At 48.6% G+C, this 23,435-nt stretch carries 20 protein-coding genes and 2 tRNA genes; 14 read left to right on the forward strand and 8 right to left on the reverse strand.

Features of this window, described 5'->3' with window-relative positions:
• Positions 1-195: 195 nt before the first annotated feature.
• The 6 genes from B5G04_RS10510 (at position 196) to B5G04_RS10535 (ending at position 3,427) form a co-directional block, all read left to right on the forward strand.
• Positions 196-267 (forward strand) — tRNA-Glu (locus tag B5G04_RS10510).
• Positions 268-306: 39 nt separating this feature from the next.
• Positions 307-378 (forward strand) — tRNA-Glu (locus tag B5G04_RS10515).
• Positions 379-485: 107 nt separating this feature from the next.
• Positions 486-770, forward strand: coding sequence for a hypothetical protein (locus B5G04_RS10520; RefSeq protein ID WP_022038781.1), 285 nt, complete (start codon positions 486-488; stop codon positions 768-770).
• Positions 760-1,098 (forward strand): type II toxin-antitoxin system RelE/ParE family toxin, encoded by a 339-nt coding sequence (locus B5G04_RS10525; RefSeq protein ID WP_087397118.1) that lies wholly within the window; start codon positions 760-762, stop codon positions 1,096-1,098. Before B5G04_RS10520 ends, B5G04_RS10525 begins: the two co-directional genes overlap by 11 nt.
• Before the next feature lie 16 nt (positions 1,099-1,114).
• The gene (locus B5G04_RS10530) at positions 1,115-2,533 is read left to right on the forward strand and encodes an RNase adapter RapZ (RefSeq protein ID WP_087397120.1); all 1,419 of its coding nucleotides are present in this window, start codon (positions 1,115-1,117) and stop codon (positions 2,531-2,533) included.
• 159 nt (positions 2,534-2,692) lie between these two features.
• Positions 2,693-3,427: a nucleotidyltransferase family protein gene (locus tag B5G04_RS10535; protein WP_087397122.1), complete on the forward strand. Its 735-nt coding sequence runs from the start codon at positions 2,693-2,695 to the stop codon at positions 3,425-3,427.
• Between the two features lie 53 nt (positions 3,428-3,480).
• Here B5G04_RS10535 and metH read toward each other — a convergent pair whose 3' ends face one another.
• The 6 genes from metH to B5G04_RS10565 form a co-directional block, all read right to left on the reverse strand.
• On the reverse strand, positions 3,481-6,231 hold the full coding sequence (gene metH, locus B5G04_RS10540) for a methionine synthase (RefSeq protein WP_087397125.1): 2,751 nt from the start codon (positions 6,229-6,231) through the stop codon (positions 3,481-3,483).
• A 113-nt stretch (positions 6,232-6,344) separates the two neighbouring features.
• Positions 6,345-6,803 carry an SsrA-binding protein gene (gene smpB / locus B5G04_RS10545; RefSeq protein WP_013616098.1) on the reverse strand — a complete coding sequence of 153 codons (459 nt, stop codon included), beginning with the start codon at positions 6,801-6,803 and terminating at the stop codon, positions 6,345-6,347.
• Positions 6,803-7,369, reverse strand: a complete 567-nt coding sequence (locus B5G04_RS10550) for a Yip1 family protein (RefSeq protein WP_087249611.1) — start codon at positions 7,367-7,369, stop codon at positions 6,803-6,805. The genes smpB and B5G04_RS10550 overlap by 1 nt, the downstream gene beginning before the upstream one ends.
• A 113-nt stretch (positions 7,370-7,482) precedes the next feature.
• Positions 7,483-8,331 carry a hypothetical protein gene (locus B5G04_RS10555; protein WP_022038787.1) on the reverse strand — a complete coding sequence of 283 codons (849 nt, stop codon included), beginning with the start codon at positions 8,329-8,331 and terminating at the stop codon, positions 7,483-7,485.
• A 117-nt stretch (positions 8,332-8,448) separates the two neighbouring features.
• Positions 8,449-9,261: a hypothetical protein gene (locus B5G04_RS10560; RefSeq protein ID WP_022038788.1), complete on the reverse strand. Its 813-nt coding sequence runs from the start codon at positions 9,259-9,261 to the stop codon at positions 8,449-8,451.
• A 226-nt stretch (positions 9,262-9,487) separates the two neighbouring features.
• Positions 9,488-10,009: a DMP19 family protein gene (locus B5G04_RS10565; protein ID WP_022038789.1), complete on the reverse strand. Its 522-nt coding sequence runs from the start codon at positions 10,007-10,009 to the stop codon at positions 9,488-9,490.
• Between the two features lie 375 nt (positions 10,010-10,384).
• On the opposite strand from B5G04_RS10565, the gene B5G04_RS10570 reads away from it, so the two are divergent.
• Positions 10,385-11,086, forward strand: coding sequence for a hypothetical protein (locus B5G04_RS10570; protein WP_087208240.1), 702 nt, complete (start codon positions 10,385-10,387; stop codon positions 11,084-11,086).
• Positions 11,087-11,102: 16 nt separating this feature from the next.
• Positions 11,103-12,113 (forward strand): GGGtGRT protein, encoded by a 1,011-nt coding sequence (locus tag B5G04_RS10575; RefSeq protein WP_087208238.1) that lies wholly within the window; start codon positions 11,103-11,105, stop codon positions 12,111-12,113.
• A gap of 577 nt (positions 12,114-12,690) precedes the next feature.
• Here B5G04_RS10575 and B5G04_RS10585 read toward each other — a convergent pair.
• Positions 12,691-13,614, reverse strand: coding sequence for a helix-turn-helix domain-containing protein (locus B5G04_RS10585; RefSeq protein ID WP_087397129.1), 924 nt, complete (start codon positions 13,612-13,614; stop codon positions 12,691-12,693).
• Between the two features lie 195 nt (positions 13,615-13,809).
• Between B5G04_RS10585 and B5G04_RS10590 the strand changes: the two genes are divergently transcribed.
• From B5G04_RS10590 to B5G04_RS10610, 6 genes are all read left to right on the forward strand, one after another.
• Positions 13,810-14,910, forward strand: a complete 1,101-nt coding sequence (locus B5G04_RS10590) for an efflux RND transporter periplasmic adaptor subunit (protein ID WP_204247011.1) — start codon at positions 13,810-13,812, stop codon at positions 14,908-14,910.
• Positions 14,911-14,953: 43 nt separating this feature from the next.
• Complete coding sequence (locus B5G04_RS10595; RefSeq protein WP_087397131.1) at positions 14,954-18,088, forward strand: efflux RND transporter permease subunit; 3,135 nt, start codon at positions 14,954-14,956, stop codon at positions 18,086-18,088.
• Positions 18,089-18,201: 113 nt separating this feature from the next.
• On the forward strand, positions 18,202-19,578 hold the full coding sequence (locus B5G04_RS10600) for an efflux transporter outer membrane subunit (RefSeq protein WP_087397350.1): 1,377 nt from the start codon (positions 18,202-18,204) through the stop codon (positions 19,576-19,578).
• A 210-nt stretch (positions 19,579-19,788) separates the two neighbouring features.
• Entirely contained in the window at positions 19,789-20,364 is a 576-nt protein-coding gene (locus B5G04_RS10605; RefSeq protein WP_013617556.1) for an XRE family transcriptional regulator, read from the forward strand.
• Between the two features lie 124 nt (positions 20,365-20,488).
• The gene (locus B5G04_RS19840) at positions 20,489-20,686 is read left to right on the forward strand and encodes a hypothetical protein (RefSeq protein WP_158100087.1); all 198 of its coding nucleotides are present in this window, start codon (positions 20,489-20,491) and stop codon (positions 20,684-20,686) included.
• 47 nt (positions 20,687-20,733) lie between these two features.
• Entirely contained in the window at positions 20,734-22,386 is a 1,653-nt protein-coding gene (locus B5G04_RS10610; RefSeq protein ID WP_022040132.1) for an AMP-binding protein, read from the forward strand.
• Between the two features lie 179 nt (positions 22,387-22,565).
• Here the strand turns inward: B5G04_RS10610 and B5G04_RS10615 are convergent, their stop codons facing one another.
• Positions 22,566-23,420 carry an AraC family transcriptional regulator gene (locus B5G04_RS10615; RefSeq protein WP_087249607.1) on the reverse strand — a complete coding sequence of 285 codons (855 nt, stop codon included), beginning with the start codon at positions 23,418-23,420 and terminating at the stop codon, positions 22,566-22,568.
• Positions 23,421-23,435 lie beyond the last annotated feature (15 nt).

Genomic DNA, 23,435 nt, shown 5'->3' on the forward strand with positions numbered 1-23,435 from the left:
AAACTCAATTTCTTGACTCCGGCTGAGGTCTTTTTCAAAAATATTTCGTAATGTTGCACTCGCTGGTTGACTCTGCCTTAATGGAAAAAATGTGGAATTTCATCAAAAAAAGCACCTCAAACGCTTGCAAATTCAAAAATAATGCGTACCTTTGCACCCGTGTTCGAGAAACGCCTTCTCGACACAGCAAAGGATGGCCCGTTCGTCTATCGGTTAGGACGCAAGATTTTCATTCTTGAAAGGGGAGTTCGATTCTCCCACGGGCTACTTCCAAAAACGACATCTGCCAAGGCAGAAAAGAAAGATGGCCCGTTCGTCTATCGGTTAGGACGCAAGATTTTCATTCTTGAAAGGGGAGTTCGATTCTCCCACGGGCTACCTAAGAAGGGTTATCCGAGAAATCGGGTAACTCTTTTTTTATTCAGGAAAAATTTCACTATCTTTGCCGGAAAGCATATATAAAATAAGGAGAAGGAGATACCCACATGAGTACCAAAAGCATCAATGCGGAACTGTTCCGCCAGTTGAGTTACATCGCCGATGATGAAAACTGCATGAAGAAAGCATTGGACTATATCAGGAAACTTGCTATCCAAAAGGAGAAAGCACAGCCCCTTACCGCCACTGATACATTGGCAGAAGACATTGTGCCCTATCGCACGAAAGAAGAACTGAAAGAAGGATTCAATCAAGCTTGCCAAGAAGCAAAGCACTATAAAGATGGAAAATTGCAACTACAAACATGGGAAGAAGTATATCATGAACTATAATGTAAAACCGACTCCCTATTTCCTAAAAGAACTCAAACGCCTCAGCAAACGTTACCGGTCTTTAAAAGAAGACGTAAATCTGCTTGTTGCTTCATTACATGAGAATCCATTTCAAGGAACTGATCTAGGTAAAGGACTACACAAAATCAGAATGTCTATTACTTCGAAAGGGACAGGTAAAAGCGGTGGGGCAAGAGTCATTACACTGACCTTACTTGTAACATCGGATAAAGCAGATATATTGCTGCTCACATTATACGACAAATCCGAATGTGAAAACCTGACCGATGCCGAGCTGAAAGCCATCCTTGCACAAAACGGACTCTGAAACACCTATACGACTTATGCATCAAGAAAACATACAAACACTTTACCAAACATATACCGGACATCTCCCCGAAGACATCGAACCATTGGCAGGCGCAGGCTCTAACCGCAAGTATTACCGTCTGAAAGGAACTCCGCAACTGATAGGCGTATATGGCACATCGGAAGCAGAGAACCGTGCTTTCTTATACATGGCACGACACTTCGAGGCAAAAGGATTGCCTGTTCCACACGTTTACGCCCAAACCGATGACGCTATGGCTTACCTGCAAGAAGACCTGGGAGACATCTCCCTGTTTCAAGCCATTGGGCACGGACGTACAACAGGTACATTCAGCAACGAAGAAAAATCCTTGCTGAAACAAACCATCCGCCTGCTTCCACGCATACAATTCGAAGGAGCGGAAGACATGGATTTCTCCGTCTGCTACCCGCAAGCTGAATTCAACCGGCGCAGCATCCTGTGGGACTTGAATTATTTCAAATATTGCTTCCTAAAAGCCACGGGCATTGACTTTCAGGAAAATTTACTGGAAGACGATTTCGAAAACATGACGCAAGTATTGCTTGCCGATACATTTTCCACCTTCATGTACCGCGACTTCCAAAGCCGTAATGTAATGATACGGGAAGGGAAACCTTACTTCATCGACTTTCAGGGCGGACGGAAAGGACCCGTTTATTACGATGTGGCTTCATTCTTATGGCAAGCCAAAGCACGATTCCCGCAACATTTACGTGAAGAGCTGATACACGACTACCTGGACGCCCTTCATGCCTATTGCCCCATGCCCGAATCCTACTTTAGGGAACAGTTAAGGCAATTCGTCCTCTTCCGCACCTTACAAGTATTGGGTGCCTACGGATTCCGTGGTTACTTTGAACAGAAGCCACACTTCCTGCAAAGCATCCCGTATGCCATCGAAAACCTGGACCAATTATTGGAAGAGGATTTTCCGGCATATCCTTACCTATGCAAAGTGCTGAAACAATTAACCAGGCTTCCCGTATATGCCACTGAACTGAACAAGCGCAAGCTTACGGTGCGGGTCATGAGCTTTTCCTACAAGAAAGGGATTCCGGAAGACCCGTCCGGAAACGGAGGCGGATATGTATTCGATTGCCGTGCCATCCACAATCCGGGCAAATACGATGCCTACAAGCAACTGACCGGACGCGATGAGCCGGTTATCCGGTTCCTGGAAGAAGACGGAGAGATACTGACCTTCTTAGAACACGTATACGCACTGGCCGATGCCCATGTGCAACGCTTTCTGGAAAGAGGTTTTACCCACCTGAGCATCTGTTTCGGATGTACAGGCGGACAACACCGCTCGGTTTATGCAGCCGAACATGTGGCACAGCATATCCACGAAAAATTCGGAGTAAACGTAGAAGTGAACCACCGCGAACAAAATATCACTTACAAATACTAAATAAGTGTACAAAATAAATGGTACTATTCGAAACACAGATTTTCGCGGATTAACGCAGATTAAGGACAGATAAATAGAATAATCATCTGCGAAAATCCGTGTTAATCCGCGTTTCTGAACTGACAGATGATATAACTAATTCTCAACATCTACTTAAACATGAAAGCCATGATATTTGCCGCCGGGCTGGGAACCCGGCTCAAGCCCTTGACCGACCGGATACCCAAAGCATTGGTCCCTGTAAACGGAATCCCCATGCTGCAACATGTCATCCTAAAGCTAAAGCAAGCCGGATGTACTGAAATCGTCATCAATATCCACCACTTTGGCGAACAAATCATCAGCTTCCTGCAAGCCCACCAGAACTTCGGCATTACGGTTCGTATCAGCGATGAAAGAGAAGAATTGCTGGATACAGGCGGAGGCATCAAGAAAGCCATTCCTTTCTTTAGCGGCAATGAGCCTTTTTTGGTGCATAATGTGGATATATTGTCAGACACCGACCTGAAAGCCTTATACGATTATCACCGGCAAAGCACAAACGATGCAACCTTATTGGTCAGCCAACGGGAAACCTCACGCTACTTGTTGTTCGATAAAGACAATGCCCGCCTTTGCGGCTGGATAAACAAACAGACCCTGCAAACCAAGCCCAACGGTTTTGCCTATCATCCCGAACAACACGAAGCGTATGCCTTCAGCGGCATCCACGTTATCTCACCTTCCCTTTTCCGGTATATGGACGGACATTGGACCGGAAAATTTTCCATTACCGACTTCTATCTTCAAACCTGCAAAGAAGCACGCATCGGTGGATACATAGCACAAAATCTTCACCTGATAGATATCGGAAAACCGGAAACATTGGCGCAAGCGGAAAAACTTTTTGAATGAAGAATGAAGAATTGCCTTCAGCCGAATGGCATTCTTCATTCTTAATTCTTCATTTAAAAAAGCTCCAACTTGTTTTTCCGGGCTTCTTCCAGCGATGCAAACTTTACCTGCTTCTCTTTGTTACCTTCACGCAGTGCCTCATATTCACCTGCCAATTCTTTTACAAAAGCATCATGCGTTGCCGGATTCAGCAAGCGGGCGGCAACGGGAGCATTCAGCGATGCATCTTTCATATAAATTACCGGCCCGTGATAGACCGGAGCTATCTTCAGTGCCGTATGAAGCTTTGAAGTCGTAGCCCCTCCAATCATCACCGGAATATGCACGCCGGCACGGTCGAGCTCGCGCACCACATGCACCATTTCCTCCAACGAAGGGGTTATCAATCCGCTTAATCCTACGATGTCGACTTTCTCACGTATCGCCGTTTCTACAATCTTCTCGGCGGGAACCATCACACCCAGGTCAATGATTTCGTAATTGTTGCACGCCATCACGACCGACACGATATTCTTCCCGATGTCGTGCACATCTCCCTTTACCGTAGCTACCAGCACCTTTCCTGCCTTCTTCGCCCCTTCTTTCTTCTGCGCTTCGATGTAAGGCTGCAAGATGGACACCGCCTTCTTCATCGTGCGTGCCGTCTTTACCACCTGAGGCAAAAACATCTTGCCCGAACCGAACAGTTCCCCTACCTGGTTCATACCCTTCATCAGCGGTCCTTCGATGATGCTTACCGCATCGGGATAGTTTCCTAAAGCCTCTTGCAAGTCTTCTTCCAGATAATCGCCGATGCCTTTCACCAACGCATATTGCAGGCGCGCATCCACATCCGCATGGTTTCTCCATGCCAAATGAGCATCTGCCGCCTGTGCATTTCCGGCATTCTCTTTCTCCGCCTTCAGCTTTTCCGCCACCTCTATCAACCGTTCGGCAGCATCGGCACGGCGGTTCAGCACCACGTCTTCGATACGTTCCAAAATATCGGCAGGAATATCGGTATAAAGCACCGACGATGCCGGATTGACGATACCCATATCCATGCCTTGTGCTATCGCATGATACAAGAATACGGCATGCATCGCCTCGCGGATGTAATTATTCCCACGGAAGGCAAAAGACAGGTTGCTCACTCCCCCGCTGACATGTGCTCCCGGCAGGTTCTTCCGGATCCATCCGGTTGCACGAATAAAGTCGACGGCATAATTATTATGTTCTTCCATCCCCGTAGCTACCGCCAGCACGTTGGGGTCGAAAATGATGTCTTGCGGCCGGAAGCCTACTTGCTCCGTCAAAATCCGATACGCACGGCTACACACTTCTATCTTCCGCTCGTAGGTATCCGCTTGCCCTTTCTCATCAAAAGCCATGACAATAACCGCCGCGCCATATTGCTTGACCGTACGGGCATGTCCGATAAAGGCATCTTCGCCTTCTTTTAATGAAATGGAATTGACAATGCCTTTGCCCTGCACGCATTTCAGTCCGGCAAGTATCACATCCCACTTGGACGAGTCTATCATAATAGGTACGCGCGCGATATCGGGTTCCGATGCGATGAGGTTCAGGAAGGTGGTCATCTCTTGAACGGCATCCAGCAGACCGTCGTCCATATTGATGTCAATCACCAACGCTCCGTCCTCCACCTGCTTGCGGGCGATGGACAAAGCTTCCTCGTATTTTTTTTCATTAATCAGCCGAAGGAACTTACGCGAACCTGCCACATTACACCGCTCGCCTACGTTGACGAAATTGATTTCGGGCGTAACTTCCAGCAACTCCAAGCCCGAAAGCCATAAATACTTCGAAGCATCCACCCGTTGATGCGGTTTTCTGCCTTCCACCAGCGAAGCAAACCGCCGGATATAGGCTTCGGTCGTTCCGCAACATCCACCGATGATGTTCACCAAGCCCTCATCGATGTACTCTTTTACTTCCCCCTCCATTTCTTCGGGAGTCTGGTCGTATTGTCCCAGCGTATTGGGAAGCCCGGCATTGGGATATGCACTGATATAATAAGGCGCGCGGCGGGCAAGTTGCTCCAGGAATGGCTTCAATTGTCTGGCACCGAACGAACAGTTCAACCCAATAGAGAAGATATCGGCATGCTGCACCGAAGCCAGGAATGCGTCAAGCGTTTGTCCCGAAAGGGTACGTCCGCCCGTATCCGAGACCGTGACCGAAAGCATCAGAGGCACCTTGCGTCCGCATCGCTCCATCGCCTGTTCTGCGGCACAGATAGCCGCCTTCGCATTCAAGGTATCAAAAATGGTTTCTATCAGAATCGTGTCTACCCCACCTTCCAGCAATGCCGTCATCTGTTCCAGATAAGCCCCGGCAAGCCCGTCGAAAGTCAGGGCACGGTAAGCAGGATTGTTCACATCGGGACTCATCGAGCAGGTCTTGTTGGTAGGGCCTACCGACCCTGCCACCCAACGCGGCTTCTCCGGATTCTTTGCCGTATATTCATCGGCAAGCCGGCGTGCCAGACGTGCCGCCTCACGGTTGATTTCCGCACAATACCCTTCCAAATGATAATCTGCCATCGACACACGGGTGGCATTGAAGGTATTGGTCTCGATAATATCGGCACCTGCCTCCAAGTATTTACGGTGGATATCTGCTATCACATCCGGACGGGTCAGGCACAACACATCGTTGCACCCTTTCAACATGCCGGGCACCTCGCGGAACCGTTCTCCACGAAAATCCTCTTCCGTCAGTCCGTATTGCTGAATCATGGTTCCCATCGCCCCGTCCAGCACCAAGATACGTTCGTTTATCTGTTCTTGTATTGTTTTCATTGCTTCTTTTCTTAGGAACTAGTTGACTAGGGACTAGGTGACTAGGTTATAAATACAATTAGCGAAACTATTCAAAATCTAGTCCCTAGTACCTAGTCAACTAGTCCCTAAAATTATCGTTTAAACATCCGGTCCATCATCCGCTTGTCTTCTTTCTCCTTCAGGCTCTGGCGCTTATCGTATTGCTTCTTTCCTTTGGCAAGGGCGATGACCACCTTTGCCAGCCCCTTCTCGTTGATATACATACGGGTAGGCACGATAGTGAATCCCGGCTCTGCCGAAGTGCGTTCCAGCTTACGAAGCTCTTTCTTCGTAAGCAGGAGCTTGCGGTCGCGCCGTGCCGCATGATTGTTGTACGAACCGTAAAAGTATTCGGCGATGTGCATGTTCTTCACCCACAACTCGCCGCGCGAAAAGAAACAGAACGTATCGACCAGGCTCGCCTTGCCCTGACGGATAGACTTGATTTCGGTACCCGTCAGCACGATGCCTGCCGTATAAGTGTCGATAAACTCGTAATCGAACGAGGCACGTTTGTTTTTGATATTTATGTTGCTTGCGTTTGTTTTCATCAGTTCAAAATTACAGATAATTGATTAAACAGATATTCTATCAATGCCGGACAAATCAGTATAACAAGTGTGGCCACAATGGTAAATGCCATCTGCTGCCGTTCGGGTACTTCCAGCCAGCGACGCACTCCCTCGAACACCACCACGAGGGTATAGATTTGCAATATCCAGTGGAGCAAGTCGATGGACACCAGCCCGCTGATGATGTCGAGCACGAACGTGACTACCATCGAATAGCCCACGAACACCAGCATCTTTCCGTATGCGTCACCCCGTTTCAGCCAGCCCATGCCCAGCTTGTTGAGCAGATAGGCAGACAGAAAGAAACCGCCGAACAACGCCACCGCTACGGCACAACACCGCGTAAGTGCCAACTGGAACATCAGCGAGGAAAAATCTCTCCCGATGAACGTACCGATAAACTCCGACAACCCGCACAGCCCGATAAGCGGATAAACAAATCCCGACTGGATGTCGCGTGCACCTCCACGCTCCATTATCTTGTCCCAAGCCTCTCCCGGTGCCGAAAGCAGGGAGACGATTTGATGAAATAATCCTTTATACATAGTCACTTCTCTCTTCTTAGGATGCAAATGTACAAAAAAAGTGCTAAAAATAAAGCCGGGCACCCAAATGCCCGGCTTTATTTTTATTTCTTTGCACTTTGGGATGAAAAAATTCATCTCTTGCCGCGAAGCAACTTGGATATCCCCTTGCTTCCCGACAATGCTTCATTAAATTCGACAATCTTCTGATAGTCAAGCTCTGCCTTTCCTTCCAAAACCAGATTATCGGCATAACTTACGTCTTTCGTATTCTGTTCGAATGAAATCGTTATCTTGTCCGGACGCTTGCTGTACTTTTCCTGATAACGTGCCATGGCATCGATAATATTGAAGTGCCACCATCCTCCCGAAAGCTGAGTAAACTCATCATCCTCTTCCACATTCAGCATCTTATGACGCAGATAAAGAGTCATGCCGCTTTCCGAAAAATCCTTGTCGGCATCATAATACAAGGCAAACTCGTGTTGTGCCATCTCCGCTTCGCGTTGCTCCAAATCATTTGTGTCCACTTCTTTACGCACAAAAAGCTCTATCGGAAGGAAGATATCGTCCTGTTTATAAAAAAAGTCGTATGGCTTATTGCCAGAATCCAATACCACATCGGATATCGGCGCATTGGCATCGCCTTCAGCCGGAGACTGAGGAAGCCACTGCCCCTCCCTTATCAGCGAATAGCCATAAACATTCGCATCAACCTCTCCACCCGACATGTCCTGTCCGTAATCGTACGAATAATACAGCTGAATATAATCGGAAGCCCAAGGCAGGTCTTCCAAATCCTGCGGATTTAACGGAGCAACCTTATACCCCATCTGGCTGGTATAAGTACCGGTTAAAGCATCTTTCTTTACTATTTCATAATACGACACCGTTGTACTGTTATCTCCACCATCCAAGCATGAAGTAACCCCCAACATAAGACCCAATCCTGCAACAAGCAGTCCATATTTCATGTGTTTCATATACTATTCCTTTACAAATTCAAATTCGGGTTAGCGCCTACAAAGATGCAGAAAACCCTGCACTTTTCAAAATAAAAGCCGGACAAATATTGCCCGGCTATACTTAGGTAATATTGATTATTCTTCAGTTTCCGACATATCAGGCAAATATTGTTTTTCTATAGTAATTGTCTGAGAAGTCTTCTTATCGGGATCCGATGTTGCAGAATTAGTATTATACATTTCATATTCCAATTCAAGACGTGTCGGATATTCATTTTGATTATTATTTCTATATGCGGATATTATTGATGCTAAATCAACAAATACATATTCACCATATTGGACATTATAATCTTGTCCCCAATTTTCATCTGTCATATCAGCATTAGTAATGCGATAACGGATATGCAATCTAAGTGTTCCATTAGCAACACCTTCTTCTGTAGAATCATAATAAACCGCTAAACGATGATTAGGAAGTTCCGAATCTAAATTTGAAGTTGTAGTTCCTTTTTTGAGATTAAAATTCGGTGCCATAATCAAAAATTCAAAAGCTCCCCATACGGCACATCCATTCGATGGAATACCATATAATGCAACAGTTTCCTCTTCTGCAGGAACAGGGGATAATGCCGCATTCATCTCTCTCAAATAAACAGGATCTTGTAATAATGTGATATCTGCAGATGTTGATTCTTGCGTCAATGTACTGGTATCTATTTCAAAATAAAGAAATGCCAAACGCGAAGTAGGAGAAGTAGTCAATGTTGTAGTTGGTATATATTGAAAACCTGATGGATCTTCAAATGTAGTATATCCCATTGAAGTTCTTACTTTAAGAAAAGATGTTGCTGAACTCGGTCCAGGTTCTCCACTATCCAAGCAAGAAGTAAATCCCAACATTGTTGTCAATGCCATAGCCAGCACGCTCAATTTAAACTTTTTCATGTTCTTCCTTTTTTATTTGATTTTGCAATTAATTTGATAAACTTTTTAGCTAGAATGCAAAGATGCTGAAAATACTGCATCGGTTTACGTTTTTTAACGTATATTTTTCAACCAATCATCTTCACTGCTCCATACACCTATCTTCATCGCCCGATGAAAGTACGTGCACTGGCACTTGCACCTATATGCAACGCCCCACGAAAGCACATAGCCAATGCTTCATGCTTCACTCTTCATCCTTCACTATTTCGGCAAACTGCTCTAAGTGCTCGTCTACATACCGCGCCACCTGCCCGGTCACCTCCTCCTCCATTTCTGCAAACCGCTCTTCCAGGTCATCAAACACTTCGTAACGCTCGTACATCGCCATAAACTCATCTTCGGTACACTCGCGCTCCAGGTCCTCGCGGTTTTCCTCGTAAATCTTCCGCGCCGCGTATACCAGCTTCGAGAACTCCTTCGCCCCCATCAGGCGCATCGCCTTCGCAAAAGGGTTGAGAAAGATGTAAGGACCGTATCCGTTCTGGATAAGTTGTACAAAACCGCCCTCGCCCACTTCTTCGCAAAACAGGCGGTATCCCAAAAGCGTATGCTGCCATCCGTTGAGCAAAGGCATCGTGCCGGCATCGATTTGCCCGCCCGTCACTTCCAGATAGCGGTCGGTAAACACTTGCAAAAACTCGTCCATCCCTTCGCCCGCCGCCTGGCGCAACGCTTCATCGCTTACTGTAATCTTCTTTTCTTCCATCTTCTTGTTTCTCTTTTTGAACACAGAGACACAGAAACACAGAGAAATAAAGTCTGAATATTTTCTTTTTACTCTCTTTATTCCTATAATATAAAAACTCTGTGCCTCTGCGTCTCTGTGTTCGATTATTATACGATAGAAATCACGCCGCAAAGATAAGGCTTTTCGGCCATATACGAAAAAGATTTTGCCAAGTTGACATTACAAAACAGCAAGTCTCATAAAAAATATCATTAAAAAGCGACAAAAAGTTCGTTCCGTCCCGTTGCATAAATCAATAAAACAACTAACTTTGCGTGCGGAATCAAGAGGGACTGCCTCTGAGACCCGACTAAGAACTACTTATTTTTTATTACTCAATAAAACGTAACGAATATGACTTATTCACACGAAGTTGAACACATGTGTTGTGTCGCAAAAGGACCTAACCACGGTCCGGCTCCTATTCCTGAAGAAGGGAAATGGATTCAGGCAAAAGAAATCAAAGACATTTCAGGTTTGACCCACGGTGTGGGATGGTGCGCTCCCCAGCAGGGTACTTGCAAACTGACGCTGAACGTAAAAGAAGGCGTTATCGAAGAATGTCTGGTAGAAACCATCGGTTGCTCGGGCATGACTCACTCTGCTGCCATGGCATCTGAAATCCTTCCGGGCAAGACTATCCTGGAAGCATTGAACACCGACTTGGTTTGCGACGCTATCAATACGGCTATGCGTGAACTGTTCCTGCAGATTGTTTACGGCCGTACTCAGTCAGCTTTCTCAGAAGGCGGCTTGGTAATCGGCGCAGGACTGGAAGACCTGGGCAAAGGTCTCCGCAGCCAGACCGGTACATTGTATGGTACAAAAGCCAAAGGTACCCGTTACCTCGAACTGACCGAAGGTTACATCACTCGTATGGCTTTGGATAAGGACAACCAGGTAATCGGTTATGAATATGTTCACATGGGCAAGTTCATGGAACAAGTAAAGAAGGGTGTTGACGCTAACGAAGCGTTGAAAGCTGTTACCGGAACTTACGGCCGCTTCAAACCCGAACAAGGCGCAGTTAAATATATTGACCCACGTAAAGAATAATAGGAGGACACAGATTATGATTAGACCAGTACAGTTTGAAAGTCAAGACCGTCGTATGAAGCAGATTCTGGCTGCATTGAACGAAAACGGCATCAAAGACATTGAAGAAGCTAACAAGATCTGTGACGAAGCAGGCCTCGACCCCTATCTGACTTGTCAGGAAACACAAGGTATCTGTTTCGAAAATGCAAAGTGGGCTTATGTGGTAGGTTGCGCCATCGCACTGAAGAAAGGCTGCAAGAACGCTGCTGACGCAGCCGAAGCTATCGGTATCGGCTTGCAGGCATTCTGTATTCCGGGTTCTGTAGCAGACGACCGTAAAGTAGGTCTGGGTCACGGAAACCTGGCAGCCCGTCTGCTTCGCGAAGAAACACAGTGCTTTGCTTTCCTGGCAGGCCACGAATCATTCGCTGCAGCCGAAGGTGCTATCAAGATTGCCGAAATGGCAAACAAAGTCCGCAAGAACCCGTTGCGCTGCATCCTGAACGGTTTGGGTAAAGACGCCGCTATGATTATCTCTCGTATCAACGGCTTCACATACGTTCAGACGAAGTTCGATTACTTCACCGGTAAACTGAACATCGTAAACGAGACTCCGTATTCAGACGGTCCGCGTGCGAAAGTAAAATGCTACGGTGCCGACGATGTTCGTGAAGGTGTAGCTATCATGTGGCACGAAAACGTAGACGTATCTATTACAGGTAACTCTACTAACCCGACCCGCTTCCAGCATCCGGTAGCAGGTACATATAAGAAAGAACGTGTACTTGCCGGCAAGCCTTACTTCTCAGTAGCATCAGGTGGCGGTACAGGCCGTACACTTCACCCGGACAACATGGCTGCAGGTCCTGCTTCTTACGGTATGACCGACACGATGGGCCGTATGCACTCAGACGCTCAGTTCGCAGGTTCTTCATCAGTTCCCGCACACGTAGAAATGATGGGATTCCTCGGTATCGGTAACAACCCGATGGTAGGATGTACCGTAGCTTGCGCTGTGAATGTGGCTTTGGCTCTGAATAAGTAATATAAGTTACTATACATAGATAAGAGGCTGTCTCAAAAAACTAGAGATGGCCTCTTTTTCTTTTTTATATAGCTACTACAATTTTAAGAAAAACTCCCATATATAATCCCATTCGCAAAAATGCTGCAATTAAGAAGCTGTTTTGAATTTATCGTGCGATGATTTGGGATGAGTTTTTGTAGAGACGCAAAATCTTGCATCTTTACTATGGGAAGATAGCGGGCTATCTGACGAAGAACAGGAGCGAAAAAGACCAAAAAATCGCCCAAAGCACACACGAAAACGGATACATCAAGCCAAGAAAAACTTTTTGGAGAAATTCAAAACAGCTTCTAAAACATTGGGATAACCTCGTCTGTTGTAAGATTAATAATCTTCCGCTTGTAAGATTAATAATCTTGCAGCCTGAAGATTAATAATCTTACAGCGGATGAACCTATATGCGTTTGGCGCCGCACCTATATCCGCAGGCTTCCGCAACCGGCTGCGTCTTGCTATGATATTATCTGGAAGGGCGGTGGTTGGCAAGCATTTCTCAGAGTCAGAAGATGCACATTTTGATGCCGCTAAAGTACAATCATGAATTGTTTTCTTCGATGTGCCGTTTCTTGAAAACAGCAGGTGATATGCCGCAATGCCGCTTAAAGAATTTTCCGAATGCCGATTGGTCGGAGAAGTGCAGCATTTCCGCCACGTCTTGCACAGACAGTGCCGGATTGTGTAAACAGACTTTCGCGTCGACGGCAAGCAATTCTTCCAGGATGACGCTTGCCGTTTTTCCGTGCAGCCGTTTTAAGGCGGCAGACAAGGCATCTGCCGATACGCCCAGTTGTGCGGCATACCAGCTTACTCTGTGCTGCTCGCGGCAATACGTGTGAGCTAAGTAGAAGAATTGCGAAACAACATCGTTCCAATGCGGATTTATGGTGGAACGGACATCTTGTTGGCGATGAAAAAAGATATTCCACAACTCATACTGCCAGGCACAAGCCAATGCCTGTATCAGTTCACGGCAAAACAGATGAGAATTTGCCGACAGGGTAGAGAACATCATTTCTTCCAGTCGGGACAAGTCACGGTCTTCATCTGCATTTACCGAAGTAAAAGGATGTTTGGCAAATTGTTCCATTCCTTCTGCTATTTTATTGCGCATCGGGAGAGTGGTCTCCATGAAAAAGTGTTGCTCCATTACGATGAAACAGGTGCGATATTTCCCTGCCAGCGTCACATTTGCCCATTTGCGGTTTCTCAAGAAATCCACATATACCGGAGAGTCAAATCCCAAACGTTCGCCATTGACTGTCAGCCTCAATTCACCTTCGTGCACCTGTAAGAACACATGCCATCCGTCAGGCAGCCATTTGCCGGACAAGCGGAAATCTGTTCCCTCCATACGGACCATTACCAGACTATTGTTGTAGGCAGCCCAGTCCAGTTGCCCGTCAGAAGACAGATCTTTGCGAATCCAAGCTACCACTTTTTCCTTAAGACTTTCCATCATTGCTTGATTTTTCGCAAAAATAACAGAACCCAGTTGTCTTCCAAAGCCTTTTTCCACTTATTAGAACTATTAAAGCAAAAAAGCCTTAAGCTCCGGATTGAAACCAACAATATGTGAATCGTAACCAAAAGCATACCGATAGCACTGTTTACATTTGCGGCAGATTTTAAGTTAAAAAAGCAAAGCAAATTAAGAATGAAAAGAATGTTAGCATGTGCAGGAATCGGTTGTCTGCTATTGGCAACGTCCTGTAAGGAAAAACCGGCAGGTGCAGGAGAGAGCACCTACAAGACCATGACTGTGGCGGTGGAAAGCCGTACGCTGACGCGCGATTATACCGCCGTCATCAACGGACGGCAAAGCGTGGAGATACGTCCGCAGGTAAGCGGCACCATCACAGATGTATGCATCGAAGAAGGAGCAAAAGTCAGCAAAGGACAAACTCTCTTCGTTATCGACCAAGTGCCTTATCAGGCGGCATTGCAAACGGCTCTAGCCAATGTAAAGAGTGCGGAAGCATCTGTTGCCACCGCTAAGATGACGGCAAACAGCAAGGAAAATCTGTTTGAGGAACACGTCGTGTCGGCTTTCGACCTGCAAACGGCACGCAACTCGTTGCTGGAAGCCGAAGCCGCATTGGAGCAGGCGCAGGCTGCCGAAACCAGCGCACGGAATGATTTGTCGTATACAGAAGTGAAAAGTCCGGTAGACGGGGTGGCAAGCATGATACCCTATCGTGTAGGCGCACTGGTAGACGCTTCCATTACCACACCGCTCACCACGGTGTCGGATGATGAAGAAATGTATGTTTATTTCTCGATGACCGAAAACCAGATACTGACACTGGTGCGCGAGAGCGGGACCTTGGAAGAGGCAATGAAGCAGATGCCGGAAGTATCGCTTCGCCTGAGCGACGGGTTGATGTACACCCACAAAGGAAAGATAGACGCGATAAGCGGCACCATTGATTCCGGAACCGGAGCGGTCAGCCTGCGTGCCACTTTCCCCAACCCCGAACGGATGTTGCGGAACGGAGGAAGCGGAACCATTGTCTTCCCTTACCAGATGGACAGCGTGCTTGTTGTGCCGCAGGAGGCAACCTATGAAATACAAGACAAAGTGTTTGTTTATCGCGTGGTAGACGGCAAAGCGACATCGGCTTCTGTTACCGTCTTCCCGGTCAACGACGGTAAAGAATACATCGTGACACAAGGACTGAAAGCCGGCGATGTTATTGTAGCGGAAGGGGCAGGGCTTCTGCAAGAAGGTACACCGATTGCTATCGGAAAGCAATAACTGATAACATTTGTCTAATGAATGATTTTAACGGAAAACGATTATGAAATTACAAACTTTTATAAACCGCCCCATCCTTGCCTGTGTGATATCGGTGCTTATTCTGTTGGTGGGGCTTATCGGCTTGGCCAACCTGCCGATGGAGCAATACCCCGATATCGCACCGCCTACCGTCATGGTATCGACCACTTACACCGGTGCCAATGCCGAAACCGTACAGAAATCGGTTGTCGTCCCGCTGGAAGAAGCCATCAACGGCGTAGAGGATATGATTTACATGACTTCCACCTCTACTAATACCGGTGCCGGCGACATCACCGTCTACTTCAAGCAAGGTACCGACCCCGATATGGCGACCATCAACACCAAGAACCGTGTGAGCGAAGCCGAAGGACTGCTGCCTGCTGAAGTGACCCAAATCGGTGTAACGGTAGAAAAGCGGCAGAACTCGATGCTGAAAATCATCGCTCTCTATTCGCCCGATGACTCGTACGACCAGACATTCATCAACAACTACTTCAAAATCAACATCGAGCCTCGGCTGTCGCGTATCAGCGGCGTGGGAAACGTCAATGTCATGGGAGATGACTACGCCATGCGCATCTGGCTCGACCCGCAAAAGATGGCGCAATACGGACTGGTGCCTGCCGATGTGACGGCTGTGCTCGACGAGCAGAACGTGGAAGCCGCTACGGGTACTTTGGGTGAGGATTCGGAAAACGCGTTCCAATATACTTTGAAATACCGCGGACGCTACGAGAAGCCCGAAGAGTTCGGCAATCTGGTCATTACATCCTTAGAAAGCGGTGAAGTGCTCCGCCTGAAAGACATCGCCACCGTGGAACTGGGGACGCAAAGCTACAGCCACAGCAGTGAAGTAGACGGACATCCGGGAGCCACCGCCATGATTTCGCAAACGGCAGGCTCGAACGCTAATGAAATCATCAGCGAGATAGACAAACTGATGGAAGAAGTGCAGCAGGAACTGCCCAAAGGGCTGGTGCTGGTCGACCTGATGAGTACGAAAGAGTTTCTCGACGCTTCCATTCACGAAGTGGTGAAGACGTTGATAGAAGCCATTATTCTTGTCGTCCTCGTAGTGTACGTTTTCCTGCAAAGCGTCCGTTCCACCATCATCCCGACCATATCCATTCTCGTGTCGCTGGTGGGAACATTTGCTTTCCTCTACGTGGCAGGATTCTCGCTGAACTTGCTGACCTTGTTTGCCCTTGTATTGGTCATCGGGACGGTGGTCGACGATGCAATTGTTGTTGTAGAAGCGGTGCAGGCACAGTTCGATGAAGGCATACGCTCGCCCTATCAGGCAACCAACCGGGCGATGGACGGCATCGCGACGGCAATTGTCACTACCTCATTAGTTTTTATGGCGGTGTTTATCCCCACTTCGTTCATGGGTGGTACCAGCGGTACGTTCTACATGCAGTTCGGGCTGACCATGGCGGTAGCGGTAGGCATCTCCGCCGTCAATGCACTGACGCTGTGTCCTGCCCTCTGCGCCCTGCTGATGACTCCTCATGCCGATAAGGCGAGCGGACAGAAGCTGAGTTTCTCATCCCGGTTCCATCAGGCATTCGAAACCTCGTTCAACCGCCTCGTGCTGCGTTATAAGAGCGGTGTGAAATGGTTCTTCCGACGCAAGTGGCTGGTAGGCGCGGGAGTCATCGCTTCCATCGCCCTGCTTGCGGTGCTGATGAAAAACACCAAAACCGGACTGGTGCCCGATGAAGACATGGGTACCGTTTTCGTCAACGTGACCACGCCTCCGGGCAGCAGTCTGTCGCAAACCATTAAGGCTATGGAGGAAGTGGAAGCCTGCATCAAGGACATCCCACAGATAGAGCGTTACTCCAACGTGGCGGGCTACAGCATGTTGGGAGGACAGGCAGCCAGCGGCGGTATGCTCATCGTCAAGCTGAAAAATTGGGACGAACGGCAGGAGGACGAAGACTACATCACCGCCGTCATCGAGGAGATATACCGCCGTACCGCCAACGTACATAGTGCCAAACTTTTCGCCTTTGCCCAACCCACCATCATGGGATATAGCACAGGAAGCGGTGTGGAAGTCTATATCCAAGACCGTGCCGGAGGCGACATCACGACACTGAAAAGCCATGCCGACAAGTTTATCGCCGCACTAAACCAGCGTCCCGAAGTGCAAACGGCTTATTCCACTTCCGACACGAAGTTTCCCCAATACAAAGTGGAGGTGGACGCCGCACGGTGCAAGCGGATGGGCGTGTCGCCCACCGATGTGTTGAGCGTGATGTCGGGGTATATCGGAGGCAGCTACTCGTCCAACTTCAACCGTTTCTCCAAGCTCTACCGCGTTTATGTGCAGGCAGACAAGAATTTCCGCCTGAACACCGATGCGCTCAACAACATGTTTGTCCGCACCGATGAGGGGGGAATGGCTCCTATCGGGCAGTTCGTTACCCTGACCAAGACGTATGGTCCCGAAACCCTGGCACGCTTCAACCTGTACAGCAGCATCCAGGTAAACGCCATGATGAACGACGGCTACAGCTCGGGCGATGTCATCAAGGCGGTGGAAGAAGTGGCGCAACAGACCTTGCCCGTGGGCTATGGTTACGAATACGGAGGCATCACCCGCGAAGAGGCGGGAAGCGGTTCGAATACCATCATCGTGTTCGCCATCTGCATCGTATTCGTCTACCTCATCCTTTGCGCTCTTTACGAAAGCCTGTTCATTCCTTTGGCGGTTATGTTGAGTGTGCCGTTTGGGCTGTTGGGAAGCTTTACCCTGAGTAACCTGTGTGGGCTGGAGAACAACATCTACATGCAGACCGGACTGATTATGCTCATCGGACTGCTGGCAAAAACAGCGATTCTGGTCACCGAATATGCAGCCACACGCCGCCGGCAAGGCATGAGTCTTGCCCAGGCAGCCGTATCCGCCGCAACTGTCCGCTTGCGCCCCATCATCATGACCGTTCTCTGTATGGTCATTGGTATGCTGCCCTTGGTGTTCGCTTCGGGTGCCGGAGCCAATGGAAACATTTCGTTGGGTACCGGAGTGGTAGGCGGTATGATTGTGGGCACCCTCGCCTTACTCTTTGCGGTACCTGCACTGTTCATCGTCTTCCAAGCCATGCAGGAACGGTTGATGCCTGCAAGAAAGCACGATGATGACTAACTATTTGCTTTGCGATTTGTGGGCGCACCGCCAAACACGCTATGGTATCGCGCCCGCAAAAAGCAAGGTATGATGTTCTGATATATTTTTATTTCGACACACCTTTTATATATATGAGAAAACTATTATTCACAGCCGCAACGGTATGTCTATTGGGAAGTTGCGGCATTTACAACCGATACGAACGCCCGGAACTCTCCGTTGCAGCAGACAGCCTTTACCGGACAGAAGTAAAGGCTGATACCGCTTCTTCGGTCGCAGACCTGTCGTGGAAAGAACTTTTCACCGACCCTTATCTGCAAGCCTTGATACAACAGGCATTGGAAATGAACACCGACCTGCGTATCGCTTACCTGAAAGTGAAAGAAATGCAGGCACAGCTTGTCTCTGCCAAACTTGCTTACCTCCCTTCCGTGCAGCTTGACCCTCAAGGCACACTGAGCAGCCTGGATGGCAGCAAAACCAGCAAGACTTATGAGGTAGGGGCTTCGGCAAGCTGGGAAATAGATATTTTCGGTAAACTGACCAATGCCAAACGCAGCGCACGTGCCGCACTGGAGGAAAGCGATGCTTACCGTCAAGCTGTACAAACCCAACTGATAGCCACTGTAGCAGACAGTTATTACACCCTCCTGATGCTGGACGAACAGGAGCGCATCACATCCGAAACGGTTGCAAGCTGGAAAGATTATGTCCATAGCCTCTATGTACTGATGCAGGCAGGTGAAGCCGACCGTGCCACCGTAAGCCAGGCAGAGGCGAGCCGTGCCTCGGCAGAAGCATCCCTGCTCAGCCTGCAACAACAAATAGCCGAAACAGAGAACAGTTTGTCTTCCGTCTTGGGCGAAGTGTCTCACCGTATCCAGCGCGGGAACCTGAGCAATCAGCGGTTTCCTCAACGCCTGTCTACAGGGGTACCTCTCGAACTGCTCTCCCGCCGTCCCGACATCCGGCAGGCTGAGGCAGCATTGAAACAGGCTTTTTATGCCACCAACCAGGCACGTGCCGCTTTTTATCCCAGCATTACGTTAAGCGGTTCGGCAGGCTGGACCAATAACGGAGGAGCCGTCGTTACAAACCTGGGGAGTTGGCTGCTGCAAGCCATCGGGTCTTTAGTACAGCCTATATTCAATCGTGGGCAGAACATTGCCAATCTGAAAACAGCGAAGGCACAACAGGAAGAAGCCTTGCTCACATTCCGTCAATCGCTGCTCGATGCCGGAAAAGAAGTGAATAACGCTCTTATCCAATGGCAAACCGCCCGTGAACGTATCCGGCTGGACGAGGAACAGGTGAAGCATCTGCAAACAACAGTTCACGACACTGAACTGCTGATGGAATACGGCACGACCAATTACCTGCAAGTGCTCACCGCCCGCCAGTCGCTCTTGTCTGCAAGGCTGGATTGTGCTTCAGACTGTTATCAGGAAATCCAGGGTGTCATTAACTTGTATCATGCCTTGGGTGGAGGCGCAGAGGCAGATTTATGACTTTCATGCTCTATATGTAGGGTCTGCTTGTGAAAGCCGGTCCTTCAAGCCATCCCCGCCACACCGGCAGGATGGCTTGTTATCTCATAATTTATTGGCACATTATCTCATTATTATTGACACATTGGCACATTAGCATGTCAGTTCATTGTCAATTAAGAAAACTTTATTATCTTTGTCGGTGGTATAATTTATAAAAATATTCGTACTATGGACCGCACGAACATTATCGGAGAAAAAATAAAGGATTTGCGCACCGCCAAGGAAATCAGCATCGACGAACTGGCGGAACGTACAGGGCTTACCGCCGGACAGATTGAACGCATAGAAAACAACATTGACATCCCCTCGCTTGCCCCGCTGCTGAAGATAGCGCGCGCACTGGGTGTACGGCTGGGGACTTTCCTTGACGACCAGTCGGAAGAAGACGGCCCCGTGGTGTGCCGCCGCGGAGAAGCGGACGACACCATCAGCTTTTCGAACAATGCCGTCGACGCACGCCAGCACATGCACTACCATTCGCTCTCGCGCAGCAAGGCGGACCGCCACATGGAACCGTTCATCATCGACATCGATGCGAACAACGATGCCTTTACCCTGTCGGCACACGAAGGGGAGGAGTTCATCATGGTGCTGAAAGGAACGCTCGAAATCAATTACGGGAAATATACTTACCTGCTGGAAGAGGGGGACACGATTTATTACGACTCCATCGTGCCGCATCACGTGCATGCCTTCGAAGGACAGGCGGCACAGATTCTGGCGGTGATTTATACACCGGTTTGACGGTGGATGTATGTTTCACCACAGATTACACAGATTTTATCAATTAATAATTAACAATTAATAATTGGCAACGGAAACATCCGCCGTTATTTATTATTAGAAGCTGTTTTGAATTTATCGTGCGATGATTTGGGATGAGTTTTTGTGGCATTTCCGCTTCTGTGATGAGGAAGATAGCGGGCTATCTGACGAAGAACAGGAGCGGAAAGGACCAAAAAATCGCCCAAAGCACACACGAAAACGGATACATCAAGCCAAGAAAAACTTTTTGGAGAAATTCAAAACAGCTTCTTTAATTAAATCTGTGTCCTGTGGTGAATGAATCGATTATTTTTAATCTGTGTAATCTGTGGTGAAAACTTAAATATTATGATTCAACTTTCAGAACGGACATTGGGCGACTGGCTGGAACACTGGGCTGCCGTGTCGCCGGACAAAGAATACCTGGTTTATTCCGACCGCAACCTGCGCTTTACGTGGAGCCAGTTCAACCGCCGTGTGGACAACATGGCAAAGGGGCTGCTTGCCATCGGGGTGACCCATGGCACACATGTGGGCATCTGGGCGAAAAATGTGCCCGACTGGCTGACCTTCCTCTATGCCTGTGCCAAGATAGGTGCCGTAGCCGTTACGGTGAACACCAACTACAAGCAGGCGGAACTGGAATACCTGTGCGAGAACTCGGACATGCATACCCTCTGCATCGTAGACGGTGAGCGGGACAGCAATTTTGTGGAGATGACCTACAAGATGCTGCCCGAACTGAAGACTTTCGAGCGCGGGCACATGAAGAGCAAACGCTTCCCTTACATGCGCAACGTTATCTATATCGGGCAGGAGAAATACCGCGGGATGTATAATACGGCGGAAATCTTGCTCCTGGGGAACAACATCGAGGATGATGTGCTGGCGGAAGCCAAGAAGAAAGTGAATTGCCACGACACGGTGAACATGCAATATACGTCGGGCACCACGGGATTCCCCAAAGGCGTGATGCTGACGCATTACAACATTGCCAACAACGGTTTCCTGACGGGCGAGCACATGAAGTTTACCCAAGACGACAAGCTGTGCGTATGTGTGCCCCTGTTCCATTGTTTCGGCGTGGTGCTTGCCACGATGAATTGCCTCACCCACGGCTGTACGGAGGTGATGGTGGAACGTTTCGACCCGCTGGTGGTGCTGGCATCCGTCCATAAGGAACGCTGTACGGCGCTTTACGGTGTGCCTACGATGTTCATCGCCGAGCTGAACCACCCGATGTTTGACATGTTCGACCTTTCGTGCCTGCGTACGGGCATCATGGCAGGCTCGCTCTGCCCCGTGGAGCTGATGAAGCAGGTGGAGGAGAAGATGTATATGAAGGTGACCAGCGTGTACGGGCTGACCGAAACTTCGCCGGGCATGACGCATAGCCGCATAGACGACCCTGCCGAGGTGCGCTTCAACACCGTGGGGCGTGACTTCGAGTTTACCGAGGTGAAGGTTATCGACCCCGAGACGGGCGAGGAATGTCCCGTAGGCGTGCAGGGCGAGATGTGCAACCGGGGCTACAACAACATGAAGGGGTATTACAAGAACCCGCAGGCCACCGCCGAGGTGATAGACCGGAACGGTTTCCTGCACTCGGGCGACTTGGGCGTGAAGGACGAGCACGGAAATTACCGCATCACGGGGCGCATCAAGGACATGATAATCCGCGGGGGCGAGAACATTTATCCGCGCGAGATAGAGGAGTTCCTCTACCAGATGCCGGGCATCAAGGATGTGCAGGTGGCAGGTGTGCCGTCGAAGAAATACGGCGAGGCGGTAGGTGCCTTCATCATCCTGCACGAGGGCTGCACGATGAACGAGTTCGACGTGCGTGAGTTCTGCGAGGGCAAGATTGCCCGCTACAAGATACCGAAGTATATCTTCTTCGTCAAGGAGTTCCCCATGACGGGAAGCGGAAAGATACAGAAGTTCAAGCTGAAAGAACTGAGCCTCAAGCTTTGCGCGGAGCAGGGGATTGAGGTGGTTTAGTTTTTGACTAGGTACTAGGTACTAGGGAACTAGGTGACTAGGTACTAGGTACTAGGTGACTAGGTACTAGGTGACTAGGGACTAGGTACTAGGTGACTAGGGAACTAGGTACTAGGTGACCCAATGGTATCTGAAACCTAGTCACCTAGTCCCTAGTCACCTAGTCCCCTGGTAGTCCCCTACCTCATATTGCGGTATTGTTTGGGCGATACTCCGGTATAGCGCTTGAAGTATTTCCCGAAGAAAGAGATGTCGGGAAAGTTCAGCGAATAGGCAATCTCCTGTATGGTCAGTTCGGTGGAGCGTAGTTTGGCTTGTGCATCCTTGATGACGAATGCCGAGATGATGTCGGTGAGCGTCCTTCCTGTTGTTTTTTTGATGGTGGTGCTCAGGTGTTGGGGCGAAAGATGCATTTTGTCGGCATAGAACGAGATGTTCCGTTCGGTCTTGTAGTTTTCTACTACGACACGTATCAGTTCTTTCACGATTTCCTGGCTGCGTGTATAATGCTGGGTGTTTTTTGCCAGTGGTTCTTGCCTGTTGATATTTCCCAATTCAATAATCAGTCCGGTCAGAATCAGCGGAAGCTGTTCTTCCCTTATCAGCACATTGCCCAGCCTTTTTGCCTTTATCAGTACTTTGAAATAATCGCCGAACAGGTCTGCCATTTCAGGAGACAAGCTGATGACCGGTTCTTCCAGAATAGAGGGGGCATACTGTATTGTGTTGGAAAACAGGAAAGGGTGCTGTATCAGTGTGGAGGAGAATCCGACAAAGGCGAACCGGCAATCGGGTGTATCCTCTGTTATCTGTACGAACTGGTTGGGATAGATTACGGCTATCGTATTCTTTTTCAGTTCGTATTGGGTCAGGTGGATGGTGATTTTGCATTTTCCTCTTACACAAAGCAATATCAGGCACCCTGATATCTGCTCTGGAGTTTCGAAAAGTTTCTTAAGATTACCGATTACATCAATGCCTGCTATGAAGTGGGTTTCGGCGGGTATAGCGGTTAGTGAACTTACTCGTTTCATTATTTCCTTCTTAAT

Origin of the sequence: Bacteroides sp. An51A, from assembly GCF_002161565.1 — a bacterium.
Lineage (GTDB): Bacteria > Bacteroidota > Bacteroidia > Bacteroidales > Bacteroidaceae > Phocaeicola > Phocaeicola intestinalis.